Consider the following 16653-nt stretch of genomic DNA (forward strand, 5'->3'; position numbering starts at 1 on the left):
TGATGAGCGTACTGGCCACCCCAGTGGCCGGACACGCACCCCGGTCACCCGGCCCGGAACCGCTCCAGCCACTCCTCGTGTGCCTCCGGCTCGCCATCGGGGTTCGTGCCGGGCATCCCGGTCCCGGTGACGAGCAGGGTGCGAAGGCTCCGCTCGATGAAGTGCTGCCAGGCCGTGGAGCAGACGTCGTAGCACTCCCCGCCGGGGTTCAGGCCGACGTGGGTGAACGTCACGTCGGTGCCGTCACTGCGGGCGGCCAGGTCGAAGTGGATCTCGGTGCCGTCCCACTCCCGCTCGTCCGCGACGAAGGTCAGCCGGCTGTCCAGCACCCGCCAGACGATCCGCTCACCTGCTACCAGTTCGGTGACGCGGAACTTCGAGTAGTGGATGTCAGGGACCTCGTAGACGAACTCCGCGCCGACGGCGTCGGCTCGTCCCTCGATCACGCCCCACCACGCGCCCACGTCACTGATGTCGGCGAACACGTCCTCGGCCGCGCGGGCGACGGCGATGGTCGTCGTGTAGTCCTGGTCGGTCATCGTTACCTCCGTTGGTCGATGCCCGCGCCCGATGCGCTTGCATCACGCAACCGACGCTAGACCCGCGCGCTTGCATCACGCAAGCCCTTGACTAGAATCCTGTTCATGCTCGGCAACTCCTACGACACCCAGGTGTGCTCCATCTCCCGGACCCTCGAGATGGTCGGGGAGCGCTGGAGCCTGCTGATCATCCGCAATGCGGCGTTCGCGGGCATGACCCGGTTCGGCCAGTTCCGCCGCAGCCTCGGCATCGCGACGAACGTGCTGCAGTCACGCCTCGACGGCTTCGTCGAGGCGGGCCTGATGGAGCGTCGCCCAGCACGCGAGCAGCCCGCCGCGAGCGAGTACGTGCTCACGGACAAGGGGCGCGACCTCGTGCCCGCGCTCGTCGCCCTGACCGCCTGGGGCGACCGCTGGGCGGCCCCGGACGGCCCGCCGATCATCTACCACCACATCGGGTGCGGTGACACGGTCGCCCCACACCTCACCTGCACGACCTGTGGCCCGCTCGCCGACCCCACCCAGGTGGAGGCGTACCCCGGACCGGGTATGCCGCAGGACCGCGCGGACGTCATTCGCCAACGGTTGGCGGCGGATTAGTTGGTCCGACTCTTGCGTCGCCGGCCCGAAGGTGGCGGTGTGTGGGCGCGCCCTTCGCCCGAAGCGTCGGACGCGCCCACGTCAGCGCAGAGTCAGGCGGTCGTGGCGGTGCGCCTGGGTAGCACCCAGCCCGAACGCGGGAAGTGGCAGGTGTAGCCGTTCGGGAACGCGATCAGGTAGTCCTGATGCTCGGGCTCGGCCTCCCAGAACGGTCCCGCGGGTTCGATCGTGGTCACGGCCTTGCCAGGCCACAAGCGCGATGCATCAACGTCGGCGATCGTGTCGCGAGCGACCGTGTCCTGTTCGGGCGTGACGGGGAAGATCGCTGAGCGGTAGCTCGCGCCGATGTCGTTGCCCTGGCGGTTCAGGGTCGACGGGTCGTGGATCTGGAAGAAGAACGCCAGGATGTCCCGATAGCTGGTCTGCGCCGGGTCGAAGACGATCTCGACCGCTTCGGCGTGCCCGGGGTGGTTGCGGTACGTGGCGTGGTCGTTCTCCCCGCCGGTGTATCCGACCCGGGTGGCCAGGACTCCGGGCTGGCGTCGGATGAGGTCCTCCATGCCCCAGAAGCAACCGCCGGCCAGGACGGCCGTCTCCGCTCCGGGCTCGCGGGTGACCGCTCCGGTGTCGTTGATTCCGCTGGTCATGATGCACGCTCCTGGTTGCTGTCGGGGTCGGCGGAGTCGAACAGCGAGCCGTACTCGCCGTAGCCCTGCGCGTCGAGTTCGGCGGCCGGGACGAATCTCAGGGCGGCCGAGTTCATGCAGTACCGCTGCCCGCCGGCGGCGGTCGGACCATCATCGAACAGGTGCCCGAGGTGGCTGTCGGCGATCGCGGACCGCACCTCCGTGCGAGTCATTCCGAACGTCCGGTCGGTCTCGGACCGGACTGCCTCCGCTCCGATCGGCCTCGTGAAGCTCGGCCACCCGGTGCCACTGTCGAACTTGTCGGTCGACGAGAACAGGGGTTCGCCGGAGACCACGTCCACATAGATTCCGGGCTCGTGGTTGTTCCAGTACTCGTTGCGGAACGCGGGTTCGGTGCCGTTCTTCTGCGTCACCTTGAACTGGCTGCGGCTCAGGCGGCTCAGCGCCTCGGGGGTCTTGCGGTAGTCGTGTGGCACGATCTCTCCTCTTCTGGCGTCGCTGGCTGCGGCGTCATTGATCAGAACAACGCAGCGCGTCGTTTTGGTCCCGGGCTCTGCGAACCCGATCCGATCGTTGTGGCACCTCGGATCTCGCCGCCGCTCACCGACTGGAACTACGGTGGCGATGAGGACATGACATGGAGGTGCGTGATGAAGGCGATCGTGGTGACGGATCAAGCCGCAGGCACGGCCGGGATGATGCTGGCGGAGCGGCCCGACCCCGAGGCGGCGAGCAACGACGTCGTCGTGGAGGTCCACGCCTCGGGATTCACGCCGGGCGAACTGACGTGGCCGGGCACGTGGACCGATCGCCTCGGGCGGGACCGAACGCCGTCGATCCCTGGCCATGAGTTGGCCGGGGTGGTCAGTGCGCTCGGCTACGGCACGAGAGGGCTGACCGTGGGCCAGCGGGTGTTCGGGCTCGCGGACTGGACCCGCGACGGCACGCTGGCGGAGTACGTGGCCGTCGAGGCACGTAACCTCGCACCGCTGCCGGGCGATGTCGACTTCACGATCGGCGCGAGCCTGCCGGTCTCCGGCCTGACGGCCTGGCAGGGACTGTTCGTGCACGGCCGCCTCCAGATGGGGCAGGCCGTCCTGGTCCATGGCGCAGCCGGCGGGGTCGGCTCGATGGTGACCCAGCTCGCCCGGGAGGCGGGCGGATATGTGATCGGCACCGGGCGCTCCGCGGACCGGCAGGCAGCGCTCGATCTCGGCGCGCAGGAGTTCGTCGACCTCGACAACGACTCGCTGGAGGACGTCGGCGGCGTCGACCTGGTCTTCGACGTCATCGGCGGGGACATCGGCACGCGGTCCGCACGGCTGGTTCGCCCCGGAGGAATGCTCGTCACCATTGCCGGCCCACCCGAGGTGGTGCCGGCAGCCGGGCTCGCGGTGGATTTCGTCGTCGAGGCCGACCGCGCACAGCTGGGTGAGCTCGTCCAGCGGGTCCGGGACGGCCGGCTCCGGCCGAACGTCGGCAACACTGCGACCCTCGATCTCGCCGTCGCCGCGTTCAACCCGACCGAGCGGGTCCGGGGCAGGACGATCATCCGCGTTCGCGCCTAGCGGTGCGGAGCCGCCCCACCCGTACCAGCGGCGCCACGCGCTTCGGTTCCCCGCCGCTCAGGCCTCCCGCACGACGGCGTAGCCCCAGCCGGGCACGGTCACGTCACCGAAGTGCGCGGCACCGGTGACGAGGTCGGTCCCGTTCGCGGGAACGCTCACGTCGCTGTCGGTGTGGTTGAGCACGAACAGGTAGTTCACGCCGTCGGAGTCGGCCCGCCGGACGACCTCGACACCGGGCGCCGCGTCGGCCGCGGGAGCCACGCCGGACTCGGCCAGGAGTTCGCCGACCAGCCAGGCGATCCCAGCCTCGTCCTGACGGGTCGCGGCGTACCAGGCGGCGCCCTCCCCGACGACGTTGCGGGTGACCGCCGGCCCACCTGGCAGCGGGCCGTCCACGAACGACCGGAGCACCTCGGCGGAGGTGACGCGGACCCGCTCGGTCCAGACGTCCGCCGTCGACCCGTCGTCGAGCGCGACGCGCTCGCCCGCGAGCAGCGGGAAGAACTCGTCGGTGTTGACACCGAGCAGGTCCCGGAAGGCACCGGGGTAGCCGCCGAGGCGGATGTGGTCGTTCTCGTTGACGATCCCGGAGAAGTACGTGATCAGCACGCTCGCGCCACGCTCGGCGGCATCGGCGATGTTCGCGGCGCCCTCATCCGTGACCAGGTAGAGCGTCGGCACCAGGACCAGGTCGTAACCGGACAGGTCGGCGGTCGGGTTCACGACATCCACGGTCACGCCGCGGCGCCAGAGCTCTCGGTAGAGCGCGCGCAGCCGGTCGAACGCGGTGACGTCCTCGCTCGGGTGCGAGTCCAGCTCGACGGCCCACCAGTTCACGTAGTCGAACACGATCGCCGCGCGCGCCTGCACCCGCGAGCCGCGCACCGGTGCGATGGCCCGCAGCGTCTCGCCGAGGCGCACCGAGTCGGACCAGATCTGCGAGTCCCGGCCGGCGTGCGGCACCAGCGAGGAGTGGAACTTCTCCGCGCCGGCCTTGGACTGGCGCCACTGGAAGAACATCACCGAGTCCGCCCCACGGGCGACGTGCTGCAACGAGTTCCGCAGCATCTCCCCCGGCCCCTTGGCCCGGTTGCGCGGCTGCCAGTTGACGGCGCCGGTGGAGTGCTCCATGAGGATCCACGGCTTGCCCTTGGCGGTGCCTCGCGTCATGTCCGCGGCGAGCGCGAGCTCGACCTCCCGTTCGGCGTCGGCGGAGACGGTGTAGTGGTCGGTCGCGACCACGTCCACCTCGTCGCCCCAGCGGTAGTAGTCCATCCACTTGGTGCCCGGGCCCACCATGAAGTTCGTGGTGATCGGCACGCTCGGGGTGATCTTGCGGACGGCGTCCCGAAGCAGCGTGTAGTAACTGAGCAGGGTGTCCGAGGAGTACCGCGCGAAGTCCAGCTGCTGGGTCGGGTTCGCGTAGGTCGGCGCGGACCGCGGCGGCAGGATGTCCTTGAACGAGTTGTACTTCTGCGACCAGAACGCGGTGCCCCAAGCGTCGTTCAGGGAGTTGATCGACTTGTAGCGCTTGATCAGCCAGGCCCGGAAGGACTTCTCGGCCGACTCGGAGTAGTCGTGCGGGACGTGGCACCCGATCTCGTTGTCGACGTGCCACAGAGCCAGCGCCGGGTGCCCCGCGTAGCGCTCGGCGACGGCGGAGGCCATCTTCACCGCGTAGTCGCGGTAGACCTTCGAGGAGATCGCGTAGGACTGCCGCCCGCCCTGGCCCAGGACCGTGCCGTCGGCGAGCACGGGCAGGATCTCCGGGTGCGCGACGGTCAGCCACGGCGGCGGCGACGCGGTCGCGGTGGCCAACGCGACCCGGATCCCGGCGGCCGAGAGCCGGTCCATCATGTTGTCCAGCCAGGCCCAGTCGTACTTGCCCTCGCGCGGCTCGATGGTGGCCCAGGAGAAGATCGCCAGGCTGACGATGTTCACCCCGGACTCGCGCATCAGCTGGATGTCCTCGAGACGCGTGGCCATCGGCCACTGCTCCGGGTTGTAGTCGCCGCCGAAGCCCATGCCGGTCAGCGCGATCGGCCAGGCGTCCGGCGTCGCCTCCGGTTCCGGCTCCGGCTCGACGGTCCCGACGGCGGAAGTCACCTCGTCGGTCGCGGCACCCTCGCTCTGTGCGTCCGATCCCCCGTCGGCCGCCCCGCTCTCGGCGGGCGCGTCACCGTCGGCGGGCGCGTCACCGTCGGCGGGCGCGTCGCCGTCGGCGGGCGCGTCGCCGTCGGCGGATGCGTCGACCCGCGCTTGCGCCGAAGCGTCCGCCGGCTGGGGTGCTGTGGGCGCGTCCGCGCGCGACTCCTGCTCGCGGCCGTCAACCGCGCTCGAGTCCGGTGTGCTGGCAGCGGGGTCGACTGACATGCGGGAAGCGTATTCAACCGCTCGCGCGGAACCTAATCAGGCGGCACCGACCTCGGGCCCCGTCTGGCGCTCATTACTGGGCGGGTCCGGCGCGTGATCGGGCCTGAGGTCGGGCGCGGACGGCTCGGCGATCGTCAGGACCGCCTGAACCACCCCGGGACTCGCCTCGATCCTGCGTTCCAGCGCCCGCAGGCGGCTTCCGAGGTGCGACTCGGTGTCGTCGCCGAGCAGATCCACCGCGGCGACCAGGTACACCTGCCGGGGACCGACGAACTCGACGTGCAGTTGCGTGACACGGCTGATCTCCGGCACGGAGGTCAGGCTCACCAGCACACGGGCACGCGCCGCGGGCGGCAGTTCCACCCCCACCAGGAAGCGCCGGTTCCGGTCCACCAGCACGATCGCGACCACACCGAGCAGGATCCCGACCAGGATCGAGCCGACCGCGTCCGGGATCGGTGAGCCGGTGAGCTGATGCGCGAGCACGCCACCGAACGCGATCAGGATGCCCATGACTGCAGCGAAGTCCTCGGCGAAGACCGCGCGCAGGGTCGGGTCGGAGGTCTCGATCGCCTGCTCGAACAGGTCCCGACCGCTCTCCTTGGCCGCTCGGTTCACCTGTCGGTATGCCTGCAGGAACGAGGTGCCCTCGAGCACGAGTGCGATCGCGAACACCACGTAGGCGACGGCGAAGTTCGAGGCGGGCTCGGGGTCGACGAGGCTCTGGATGCCATGCATGATCGAGACCGCGGACCCGGCGACGAACAGTCCGAGTGCGGCGAACATGGACCAGACGTAGGCCTCGCGGCCGTACCCGAGCGGGTGCCCGGCGTCCTGCGGACGGCGGGCACGACGCTCGGCGATCATCAGGAAGATCTCGTTCCCGGTGTCTGCCCAGGAGTGCGCAGCCTCGGCCACCATCGACGCCGATCCCGTGATCGCCCCCGCCACCGACTTCGCGACCGCGATCAACAGGTTCGCCCCGAAGGCGATGAGAACCGTTGCGCTCACCCGCTGCCGCCGTTCGCTCACGTCGGCCACCTTGGCACTTCGGCCAGGCCGCAGCCACCCGCGGCTCGGCACCTCACCCCGCCAACAGCCAGCGCAGACCGGCGCGCGCCTCGGCGGGGTCCCCGCCGTCGGCGACCGCCCGCAGCGCCTGCCGCCACGCCGCCGCGAGGACCGAGGCCGTGGCCTCGGACCGCCCGGGCACCGCCGGCACCAGCGCGGCCGCGATCACGTCGGCGCCGCCGTCGGGCCGCGGCTCCGCCAGTACGCGGGTCACGCGAAACCGCACCGCCGCGTCGAACGCCACCTCGAGCGCCGTCGCGAGGGCGGATCGGTCCGCCGCCTCGCCCGTACCATCCGCGCCTACCGGACCACCGCCGTCGCGCCCGCCGTTCCCGCCCGGCCGACCACCGCCGTCGCGCCCGCCGTTCCCGACCGGCCGACCACCGCGGTCGGGCCCGCCGTTCCCTCCCACCGGACCACCACCGTCGGGCGCATCGGCCCGACCGGGCGGGGCCTCGCCGTCGACGCCCTTGCGTCGTGCGCCACCGGCCGCCGCGAGCGTGTCGAGAGCAGTCTCGATCCGCTCGACCATACGCTTGTCCATCTCGTCGCGGACCACCGTGAACAGGCCGAGCTTGTTGCCGAAGTGGTGATAGAGCGACCCGGTGGTCACGCCCGCGGCGCGGGCGACCGCCTGGACGCTCAGCGCCTCGTACCCCTGACGCTGGAGGTGGTCGATCGCCGCGTCCAGCAGTCGCGCCTTCGCGCTGCCCGGGAGCGGGATCCAGTCCGTCATCACGACACCATAATCCATTGACGGACAAACGTAATCCATTTACGGTGCTGATCATGGCACTCAAACTCACGATGATCTACCAGCCCGTGGCCGATCTCGATCGAGCGGTCACCTTCTACCGGGACACCCTCGGGTGGGACGAGGCGTGGCGGATGGGTGACACCACCGCTGCCTTCAAGATCCCGGACTCCGAGATCGAGGTGATGCTCGATATCCCCACCGACGACCCGCACGGCCAGTCCGGGTTCTACGAGGTCGCCGACGTGGACGCGTACTTCGCCGAGAAGAAGGACTCCGTGGACTTCGTCGTGCAACCGATGGACCTGCCGCCGATCCGGTACGCAGCCTTCAAGGACCCGGACGGCAATGTGTTCCGGATCTACCACTCCACCGACGAGGCCCCCGAGGGCTGATTCGGGCACGTGGAGCCCGATCCGACCCCTATTCACCTGACCGGACCAACCTCCAGCGGCAGCCACGCCGTAGAAACGGAACCGATAGTCACGGATTCGAATCGAATGGCACAGTCGGGGGTTCCCGTATCACGGAATGAGCGATAAAGTCTCACCGGTTGCTTGAACACACAACATAAGCAGGGGAACTGCGATGCGCAGCGCCGGGGGCCGCAACGCCATGCTCGACGACCGGATGGGCGACCATCGACTCCTCCCGCGACGACGCCTGGTGGCGTTCGGTTCGGTGGCGGTGGCCGCCGTGGCGCTGTCGCTGTCTGGGGCACCGCCGGCGGTCGCCGCGGGCTTCACCTGGTACGTCGACCAGGGCGTCGGAGCCGACGCGCCGGACTGTGGCGAGACCGCCGGCGCGGGCGCGTGCGCCACGATCGGTGCGGCGCTGGCGCAGGTCACCGCCGATGACGTCGTGGAGATCGCGGCCGGCAGTTACGCCGAGACGCTGACGATCACCACCCCGGTCACGCTGCACGGCGTCAGCGCGGGCGAGGTGGTGCTGACCAACCCCGCCGTCGACGACACGGCAACCGTGCTCGTCGATGCCGACGGCGCCGTGACGATCGCCGACCTGACTTTCGTCGCCGAGAACACCAGCGGCGCGGTCAAGCCGGTGATCCATCTCGCCGGGGACCGGACCGCGACCCTCTCGGGCATCGTCATCAGTGCCGGGCCGTCGGGCCTGATCGGCGCGACCGTTGGCGTGCTGACGGATGGTGGCAGCACGGTCACCATCGAGGACGCATCCATCAGCGGAACCTTCAACGGCGTCGCGGCCGGCGGCCTCTCGACAGAGCCCGGGGACCCGGCGCCGGCCACCGTGTCGATCAGCGGATCCACCATCGCTGCCACCGGCACGGGGGTCGGTCTGCTGGCGGGCGAGGCGACGATCACCGGTGGATCGGTGTCCGGCACCCTCGGTGCCGGACTCACCGGCTACACCAGCGGTGCGGTGTTCGACGTGACCGGTACGTCGATCACCGACAGCGGTGCGCCCGAGGGCGGGACGTTTCGTGGTGGCGTGGTGCTCTACCAGGGCGGCACGTTCCTCGGCGAGGACGTCACGATCTCGGGCAACGACAACGGCCTGATGCTGCCCGAGGGCGGCACCGTCACGTTGACCGACAGCGCCGTGACCGGCAACCTCGGCGAGGAGTCGGGTCAGGGGATCTTCGGCCGGGCAGGTGAGTCGGCGGGCGGCGATCCCATCCCGCTCACCGTCTCGCTCACCGGGACCGAGGTCTCCGGCAATGGGGTCGGGCTGACCCTGGAGGGCGCTCAGACGCAGATCAGCGACAGCACCATCGCCGACAACCTCGCCGGGATCTCTTCCACAGCCGGGGAAGCCGGAGCGAGCTTGGAACTCACCGACAGCGTCGTGACGGGCAACGCCCCCGTCGACATCGGCGCGCCGGGCTCGATGGTCCCGGCAGGCGTGTTCATCGGGGGTCCTGTCGATGCCGTCGTGACCAACACCGAGATCAGCGCCAACCTGATCGGGATGTACGTGACCGCTGCCGACGTCACGGTGACCGGCGGCGAGGTGTCCGACAACGACTGGGCCGGGATCTTCGCGGCTGAGGAGCCTTACGCGACGCTGAGGACCACGGTGGACGTGACGGGCACGTCGATCACCGGGAACGGTCTGAACAACGGTGGCGCAGTTTACGGTTTCGGGGGCATCGCCATCCGATTCGCTGCGACCGTCACCGGGAGCGATCTGACGATCGCCGGCAACTCCGTCGGCGCCATGGTGCAGGGCGGTGCGCTCTCACTCACGGACAGCACGATCACGGACAGCGTGAGGACGCCGTTCGACAATCCCGCCGGGGTGCCGTTCACGGGCCACGGCATCCTTGCGACCGAGGCCGGCGCGTTCTGGCCCGGGGACGTCCAACTGGTCCGTACCGAGGTCTCCGGCAACGAGTCCAACGGCCTCCTGTTGAGTTATCGGGCCGGCGGCCTCATCCAGGCAAGCACCGTCGCCGGCAACGGTGGCGCCGGCATCGGCTGGGGGATCGGCGAACTGACCGACGAGTACCCCGTGGAGCCGCTGCTGCTCGCCGGCAGCACGGTCGCGCAGAATGCCGAGGGGGTGCTCGCCCTGGGCGAGGACGCCGAGGTGACCGTGATCGGGTCGATCGTGGATAGCCCCGACGGCGTACCCGTCTGTACCGGTGAGACGTCCAGTCTGACCGACGCCGGCTTCAACCTCGCCTCCGACGACACGTGCGCGCTCGACGCCGGCACAATCGTCGGGGACCCACTGCTCGACGCCCTCGGCGACAACGGCGGCCCGTCGCGCACCGCGCTCCCGGGACCGACGAGCCCGGCGGTGAACCTGGTCCCCACCGGCACCTCGGTGCCTTGGGGCGCGGCCACGATCGACCTGTGCCCCGGCCAGTTCGATCAGCGCGGCGGGGGATTCCCCCGACTCGTGGGTGACGCATGTGACGCCGGAGCGGTCGAACGCTCCGGCGGGGTGGTCACCGTGACCGCGAGCGACGCGACCACCTACGAGGGCGCGTTCGAGCCGGAGGTGACCGCCGACTACACCGGCTTCGTGGCCGGCGACACCGTCGACGACCTGGACACGCTGCCCACGTGCGGCTACGACATCGCGGCGGGCACCACGTTCTGCAGCGGCGGCGCGGATGACTTCTACACGTTCGTGTACGTCGACGGCACCCTGACCGTGCTCGACCCGCTGGTGATCGTGACCGACTCGCTGCCGGACGCAGAGGTCGGCGAGGAGTACTCGGTCACGCTCGAGGCGACCGGCGGCAACGGCGGCCCCTACACCTGGGGCGTGTTCGACGGAGACCTTCCGGCCGGTCTCGAGCTCGACACCGAGTCAGGTGAGATCTCGGGAACTCCCGAGGTCGCCGGCGACGTGACGTTCACGGTGTTCGTGGGCGACCCCATCACGAAGGTGTTCACGATCAGCGTGGCGGCCGCACCCACCGCGCCGACGGACCCGCCGACCACCGCACCGACCGACCCGCCGAGCAGCCCCGACCCGAACGTGCTGCCGACCGACGCGGGTGCACCGCCGAGCGGCGCCGGCCAGAGCCTGCCGGACACCGGATCGGACGCGCTGCCCGCCCTGGCTGCCAGTGTGGCGATGCTGCTCCTCGGAACCGCCGCGCTGCTCCTGCGCCGACGCCAACAGCACCAGCGATCGGGCTCCTGACGACCGTCGACCGGGTGCCGGGGCTCGCCATGACCGGCACCATCGCCGTCGGGCTTGCCGGGCCCGCCGGACGGTTCCTGCCACTCGGGGTCACGTCCGCCGTGGTCAGCCTCCGGAGGCGCCGCGTCACCTCACGTATCGAGCCCCCTGCCGGACCGGCCACGAGACCGTGACGCAGGCGCGCTGCGGACAGCAGCGCGATCAGTGGACAGGGACTGCTCTGGCGGTACACGTTCGACCGTCGACTGCGACCTCGATCGTCACCCGGAGGCCGATCGCCGCTCAGGTGCGCGGCTCACGCCTCGTCGGCACCCTCCAGGCGCTCGGTCGGCTACGCGTCGGACAGCAAGGACGCAGCTGGGCGGTCAAGGAACCAGTGGACGGCCGGGTGCACCTGCAGGGCGCTGGCGGGACAGCCGACACTCACCGGGCCCTGCAGGGCCTGGGCAACGGCGGCGGCCTTGTGCGAACCGAGCACGGTCGAAACCATCGTGCGCGCACTCATCAGAACCGGGACGGTCAGGGTCACGGCGGATGACGGAACTGCCGCAAGGTCCGCGAACAGCCCTTCGTCGACCTGCTGTTGCCGCGAGGCGAGGTCCAACTCCACCAGGCGCAGTGCGTCCGGATCGTCGAACGCGGCGGCATCCGGTTCGTTGAAGGCGACGTGGCCGTTGACTCCGACCCCGAGGCACGTGACGTCGAGCCGGGCGCCGGCGATCAGGGCCGCGTACCGTAGGACCTCCGCCTTCACGTCGCCGTCCGTGCGCAGGCGGGAGAAGCCGGCGAGCGCAGCGTCGGGCAGTCGGTCCTCGAGCCACCGGCCGAACGACTGCGGCGCGTCCGGTGAGATACCGACATATTCGTCCATGTGCAGGGACCGGACGTTGGACCAGTCGATGCGCGGATCCCGTGCCAGGTGCGCGAGCATCGCCTCCTGGGAGGGCGCGCTCGCGAAGAGCACGTGGGCGGTGCCTCGAGCCTCGATCCCGGCGATGATCGCGGTCGCCGCCACCAGGGCGGCCTCGGCCGCGACCTCATCCACCCTGGACCCGACCCCAATCCTGGACTGCTGCACACCGGTCTCCGTCATGACACTCACCCTTGTAGCGTTTGCAATCGGTTGCAAGTGACAGTAGCCGGGACGCGCCTCAGGGTCAATCCTCGACGGCGCAGAGCCGGCCGGCGCCGGCCCCGAAAGGCGGCGACGGTCAGCGCACCGGTGCCGTCGACCCCCGCACGGTCAGTGATCCGGCGACCTTCACGTTCGCGGGCCGTGGGCCGCGAGCGATCACCTCACCGAGGAGCTCGACGGCGTGTCGACCGAGATCCTCGAACGGTGCCGTGACGGTGGTCAGCGGCGGGGTGAGCGTTCGAGCCAGGAGGACGTCGTCACATCCCACGATGCTGCGGTCGGCCGGGACCGCGATCCCCCGCTCGGCGAGTCCGGCGATCACGCCGCACGCCATGAAGTCGTCGAAGGCGAGGATCCCCGTCGCACCCGACTCGAGGATGTCCGGGACGGCGTCACGACCGGACTCGAACACTGCCTCGAACGGTCCGAGCTCGAACACCTGCACGTCGGCCGGTGCCAACTTCGCCCAGGTCCGGATCGCCGCCGTGCGCCGCTGCGCCGCCCAGGACGCGGCCGGGCCGCGAAGCAGGACCAGGCGCCGGTGACCCAGTTCGACGAGGTGGTCGGCGGCGCCCCGCAGCGCCTCCGAGTTGTCACACACCACCGAGGACAGGCCGGCCGCAGTCCTGTTCACCAGGACCGCGGGGGTGGCGCCGATCGCAGCCTTGAGGTCCGCCGTGGGCAGCCGCGAGGACGCGACGATCAGGCCGTCCACCTGCGGGCTCAGTCGCTGCACGAGGCCAGGATCCTCCGGGCCGACTGCCGCGGCGTCGACCAGCAGCACCGACGCATCGATCCCCGCCGCGGCGTGCTCGATGGATCGCACGAGCGGCGGGAAGAACGGGTTCGTGATGTCCAGGACCACGAGCCCGATCAGTCCGGTTCGGCCGGTGGCGAGCCCGCGGGCCGCGCGGTTGGGAGCGTAACCACGAGCCGCAGCAGTTGCGAGGATTCGTTCCCGGACATCGTCCTTGACCAGGTCGGGCCGGGAGAACGCTCGGGAGACCGTCGAGCCGGAGATGCCGAGTTCGGCCGCGAGCGAGTAGATGGTGGCTGCCTTCACGAGTCCCTCCGACCGTTCTTTGCGGGTACCGTCCGGACCGATGCGCCATCCCGCCCACGACTGCCCTCGGACGTCTCCCGCAGCTGCATACTCCGCGCACGCCAGGTCGACTGGTGGCGACTGCCCCATCATGACGCACAACGCGTCCCCCCGATGCCGGTGAGGCGTCTCGCAGCGCACCACCACAAAGTTTCGCCAGATCCGGCTCGGGCCACCTGGCCCGAGGTTCCCGGCCGCCCGGAGCCTGCGTCCCGCGCTCTCGAGACCTCGCTCCCGGGGGCGACCTATGCCGTCGGGCACTGAACCGTGGAGCCACGGCAGCGTGGCCCGACACCCGGGATGAACGACCGGTTCACCGCTCCTCAGGGCTCCTACGTCAGGTTGACGGGACGAAGTACGCCTCGGCGTCGTCGAACCACACACTGCTGCCATCCGGCATCCCGGTCAGGATGGGACAGAACTGAGCCGTCGCCACGGTTCGCCTCGGATCAGCGGGAATCGCGAACTCCTCCACGCTTGTCAGCGACCGCCATTCGCCCACGAATTGCTTCAACGGCAGCGCCTCGCCGCGTACCGTTCCGACGCGCTGGGCGGCGCTGTTGAAGAGGTTGAACGCAAACTGGATCGTCGCCTCGCCGATATCCGGCCCGGCCTTTAACCAGAACTGCGACGCCAGGATCCCTGGTCCGATACCCAGCACCTGGATGGGGCCTCCTCGGTCGACGGACCACGCCTCGAGGGAATGGCTACCGGAACGCGTCTCCGCGGTGGAGATGGTGTGCTCGCCCGTGGTGGTCGCCCAGCTCTCCCAGCCCTCCATGCCCTCCTCGTAGCCGGGGTTCGTGAAGACGTTGGCGCCTGGGTCGAGCGCCGTCGCAATGATGTCCGCGATGCGCGTGAAGGAGGGGTGATCGGCCCGGTGATCGGCGAGCCACCGGCTGACCTCACCACCGGACGGCTCGTGGGAGCGGAGGAACTGGATCAGTGTCCAGATCGGGTAGTGGTTGTTGGCGGACAGCCCGCTGAGGCCACCACGGCTGGGGTCGAGCGCTTGAACGAGCAACGGGTCGGTCGCTGCCTCTGCGAGCCAGTCTGTACGGCGGGCCACGAGCGCCTCGCGCGTCGGCAGGTCGCCAAGAGTGGCTTGCGCCAGCTCGAGCGCGGCGGCAGTCGTCGCAGGAATCGGGACCGTACGGGGAAACAGTCGTGCCGTGAGGTCGTAGTACTCGTGAGCGCTCGCGAGAGTGCGGGCACGTTCTCGTTGCTGCGGCGTCGCAGTCGCTGCGGTCGCGACCACGTCCTCCATCAGCGCCTTGGCCTGGTCCAGGGTGGATGGCGCGACAGCGGCCAGATAGCTCGGCGAGTCGAACGGCTGATATGTCCGGCGACCGATGAACCACGGGCTCTGGGCGATCTCATTGGACCAAACGTCCTCCCAGATTTGGTAATAGGCTGCCAGCTCGACGGCGGCAGAATCGCCCACCGCTCGACGACACCAGTCGGCGACCAGGCCCGAGACGTCTGCGTTCGGATCCCAGAGCAGTCGCGGGACAACCCACGGTTTCGGACCCTCGCCCCAGTTCGGGTACAACTCGGCGTAGTGGTAGCGCACACCGAGGTCATAGGTCGTCCGGTACACGTCGGCCAGCAGCGGCAGGTACATGCGCGGTACCGCATAGGGGGAACCGTACAGATAGTCGTACGTGCCGAGCTCGGTGGCGCGCTGGGACCACTCGAGCAGTTGGTCCTCGCGGTACTGGCGCGTCTCAGGATCGATCCAGGCGTAGCGGTCCTCGGTGAGGAAGGGGATCACGGATGGGTGCAGCTCGAACGGCGGGGGGACCTCGAGGTCGTGGTAGGCGAGAAGTCCGAACCGCATGTCCGAGTGGACGGCGGTGACACGGGCAGCAACCTCATTGACCCAGCCGTAGTACGTCTCGGGGATCGGCCGCCCGGACTCGTAACTGGTGAAACTTCCGTCGTTCACGCCCAGGGACACCGATGTGAGGGAGGAGTCCTCGGCGAGCATCGCCAAGATGTCGCCGACGACGATGTCCACCGTCTCGGGGTTGCTGAACGCCGGCTGCCATCCGACGACGACGCCGGATGCGGGCACGATGCCGTTCGCGTACAGGTCAGGTCGGTCACCGTACGTCGCCACCGGGAAGAACGTGTGGAGGTTGTGATGGAACTCGACAGGTCGGTTGTAGTTGCCCTGCAGCCTGTTGCGTTGCGCCCACTCGTACTGTGACGGATACGGTCCGCCCGTTCCCGGCTCAAGGAGTAGTGGGCTGACAGCGCGCTGACCGAATGCTGGCGCGCTACGTACGATCCTGGGCGGCACTCTGATCTCAGCTCGCTGGGGTACGTCTTCACCGACGGTCGTCGGCATGAGCCAGGCGACACCGAGGTAACGCTCCAAAAAGTCGTAGACACCATTGAGCGTGCCCCAGTCGGTTGGCCCCTGGATGGTGATGCTCGCGGGCTGGATGTCCGGCGCGATGACGAATCCATCATCGGACAACCTGCGCATGGCCCCCCGCAGTGCTGAGTGGGAACCTGGACCGGCGAATCCGACATAGATGGGAGCCAGGCCAACCGGAAGGTGACCGGACGGCAGGGTGGCATTGGGCAGCGTGACTCCGGTCGACTTGGCCACGAACGTGATGAGTTCGTCGGCGGCGTGCCGGACCGTTGCGCTCGCGTTGTCTGCCGTCACGACGACGGCTCGTGCAGCCCCGGCGTCCACAACGGAAACACCGGCCTCGGGCGCGGCAGTTGCGGGCGGGGAGCCCCAGGCGACTCCGCCTGCGGCAGCGACCACGCCCACGCCGCCGAGGGCGAGGGCACGCCTACGTGAGAGCTGACGCGGCGCAGATGATGGCTTGGGAGACATCGATACCTCCTGTGATCAGGCCTGGATACGTTCCTGACGTCGCACGAAAGCGATGCGCGACGCGATTGTCCGAAAGTGCGCCACGTGCCTGGGCGCCCGGAGCGATGGCCCGCCCGATCGGGCAGAACCTGGGAGATCACCTTGTTGTGACCTAGGACTTATGCTGCAACCGTACCGGTAGCGCCCGAGCGCCGTCAACACATTCGAGGGATCAGTTTGCAACCGGTGGCAGGAATGTCAGGAGTCGTCGAGCGAGAATGCGTGTGTGCACTGGGAGCAATCGCCTCGGACCGGACCACGCATTGGGTCCATGGCTGCCACGCCACTGGACGGCGCTGGTGCCGGTCCCGGCCGCCAAGGCCAGG

Annotated in this window: 13 protein-coding genes; 4 read left to right on the forward strand and 9 right to left on the reverse strand. The window is 69.5% G+C overall.

Translation table 11 applies throughout. From position 1 onward, the window contains the following. Window positions 1-44 precede the first annotated feature (44 nt). Window positions 45-539, reverse strand: coding sequence for an SRPBCC family protein (locus HALOF300_RS04220; RefSeq protein WP_156739587.1), 495 nt, complete (start codon window positions 537-539; stop codon window positions 45-47). 105 nt (window positions 540-644) lie between these two features. Here HALOF300_RS04220 and HALOF300_RS04225 point away from each other — a divergent pair, with 105 nt between their 5' ends. Continuing rightward, on the forward strand, window positions 645-1139 hold the full coding sequence (locus HALOF300_RS04225; RefSeq protein ID WP_156739590.1) for a winged helix-turn-helix transcriptional regulator: 495 nt from the start codon (window positions 645-647) through the stop codon (window positions 1137-1139). 92 nt (window positions 1140-1231) lie between these two features. On the opposite strand, the gene msrA is transcribed toward HALOF300_RS04225, so the two are convergent. Further along, a complete protein-coding gene (gene msrA, locus HALOF300_RS04230; RefSeq protein ID WP_156739591.1) occupies window positions 1232-1786 on the reverse strand; it encodes a peptide-methionine (S)-S-oxide reductase MsrA in 555 nt (184 codons plus the stop codon). Beyond that, window positions 1783-2262, reverse strand: coding sequence for a peptide-methionine (R)-S-oxide reductase MsrB (msrB, locus tag HALOF300_RS04235; protein WP_156739593.1), 480 nt, complete (start codon window positions 2260-2262; stop codon window positions 1783-1785). Before msrB ends, msrA begins: the two co-directional genes overlap by 4 nt. Window positions 2263-2436: 174 nt before the next feature. Between msrB and HALOF300_RS04240 the strand changes: the two genes are divergently transcribed. Then, complete coding sequence (locus tag HALOF300_RS04240; RefSeq protein WP_156739595.1) at window positions 2437-3354, forward strand: NADP-dependent oxidoreductase; 918 nt, start codon at window positions 2437-2439, stop codon at window positions 3352-3354. Window positions 3355-3411: 57 nt separating this feature from the next. On the opposite strand, the gene HALOF300_RS04245 is transcribed toward HALOF300_RS04240, so the two are convergent. From HALOF300_RS04245 to HALOF300_RS26905, 3 genes are all read right to left on the reverse strand, one after another. Beyond that, window positions 3412-5379 (reverse strand): beta-galactosidase, encoded by a 1968-nt coding sequence (locus tag HALOF300_RS04245; protein WP_156739692.1) that lies wholly within the window; start codon window positions 5377-5379, stop codon window positions 3412-3414. A 384-nt stretch (window positions 5380-5763) separates the two neighbouring features. After that, on the reverse strand, window positions 5764-6759 hold the full coding sequence (locus HALOF300_RS04250; protein ID WP_231955006.1) for a cation diffusion facilitator family transporter: 996 nt from the start codon (window positions 6757-6759) through the stop codon (window positions 5764-5766). 52 nt (window positions 6760-6811) lie between these two features. After that, entirely contained in the window at window positions 6812-7534 is a 723-nt protein-coding gene (locus tag HALOF300_RS26905) for a TetR/AcrR family transcriptional regulator (protein ID WP_197522296.1), read from the reverse strand. Between the two features lie 53 nt (window positions 7535-7587). On the opposite strand from HALOF300_RS26905, the gene HALOF300_RS04260 reads away from it, so the two are divergent. Beyond that, a complete protein-coding gene (locus HALOF300_RS04260; RefSeq protein WP_156739598.1) occupies window positions 7588-7947 on the forward strand; it encodes a VOC family protein in 360 nt (119 codons plus the stop codon). Between the two features lie 193 nt (window positions 7948-8140). Next, window positions 8141-11194: a right-handed parallel beta-helix repeat-containing protein gene (locus HALOF300_RS04265; RefSeq protein WP_156739600.1), complete on the forward strand. Its 3054-nt coding sequence runs from the start codon at window positions 8141-8143 to the stop codon at window positions 11192-11194. A gap of 331 nt (window positions 11195-11525) precedes the next feature. On the opposite strand, the gene HALOF300_RS04270 is transcribed toward HALOF300_RS04265, so the two are convergent. From HALOF300_RS04270 to HALOF300_RS04280, 3 genes are all read right to left on the reverse strand, one after another. Continuing rightward, complete coding sequence (locus HALOF300_RS04270) at window positions 11526-12287, reverse strand: 6-phosphogluconolactonase (protein ID WP_156739601.1); 762 nt, start codon at window positions 12285-12287, stop codon at window positions 11526-11528. A gap of 118 nt (window positions 12288-12405) precedes the next feature. Continuing rightward, the gene (locus HALOF300_RS04275; RefSeq protein ID WP_197522297.1) at window positions 12406-13392 is read right to left on the reverse strand and encodes a LacI family DNA-binding transcriptional regulator; all 987 of its coding nucleotides are present in this window, start codon (window positions 13390-13392) and stop codon (window positions 12406-12408) included. 376 nt (window positions 13393-13768) lie between these two features. After that, complete coding sequence (locus HALOF300_RS04280) at window positions 13769-16288, reverse strand: DUF4838 domain-containing protein (protein ID WP_156739605.1); 2520 nt, start codon at window positions 16286-16288, stop codon at window positions 13769-13771. Window positions 16289-16653: the final 365 nt, after the last annotated feature.

Source organism: Occultella aeris, assembly GCF_902703175.1.
GTDB classification, from domain to species: Bacteria; Actinomycetota; Actinomycetes; order Actinomycetales; family Beutenbergiaceae; genus Occultella; species Occultella aeris.

Bases quoted from the DNA above. Each gene is read 5' to 3' on its own strand.
- HALOF300_RS04220 (WP_156739587.1), bottom strand. From the start codon at position 539: ATGACCGACCAGGACTACACGACGACCATCGCCGTCGCCCGCGCGGCC.
- HALOF300_RS04225 (WP_156739590.1), top strand. From the start codon at position 645: ATGCTCGGCAACTCCTACGACACCCAGGTGTGCTCCATCTCCCGGACC.
- msrA (WP_156739591.1), bottom strand. From the start codon at position 1,786: ATGACCAGCGGAATCAACGACACCGGAGCGGTCACCCGCGAGCCCGGA.
- HALOF300_RS04240 (WP_156739595.1), top strand. From the start codon at position 2,437: ATGAAGGCGATCGTGGTGACGGATCAAGCCGCAGGCACGGCCGGGATG.
- HALOF300_RS04245 (WP_156739692.1), bottom strand. From the start codon at position 5,379: ATGGGCTTCGGCGGCGACTACAACCCGGAGCAGTGGCCGATGGCCACG.
- HALOF300_RS26905 (WP_197522296.1), bottom strand. From the start codon at position 7,534: ATGACGGACTGGATCCCGCTCCCGGGCAGCGCGAAGGCGCGACTGCTG.
- HALOF300_RS04260 (WP_156739598.1), top strand. From the start codon at position 7,588: ATGGCACTCAAACTCACGATGATCTACCAGCCCGTGGCCGATCTCGAT.
- HALOF300_RS04265 (WP_156739600.1), top strand. From the start codon at position 8,141: ATGCGCAGCGCCGGGGGCCGCAACGCCATGCTCGACGACCGGATGGGC.
- HALOF300_RS04270 (WP_156739601.1), bottom strand. From the start codon at position 12,287: ATGACGGAGACCGGTGTGCAGCAGTCCAGGATTGGGGTCGGGTCCAGG.
- HALOF300_RS04280 (WP_156739605.1), bottom strand. From the start codon at position 16,288: ATGTCTCCCAAGCCATCATCTGCGCCGCGTCAGCTCTCACGTAGGCGT.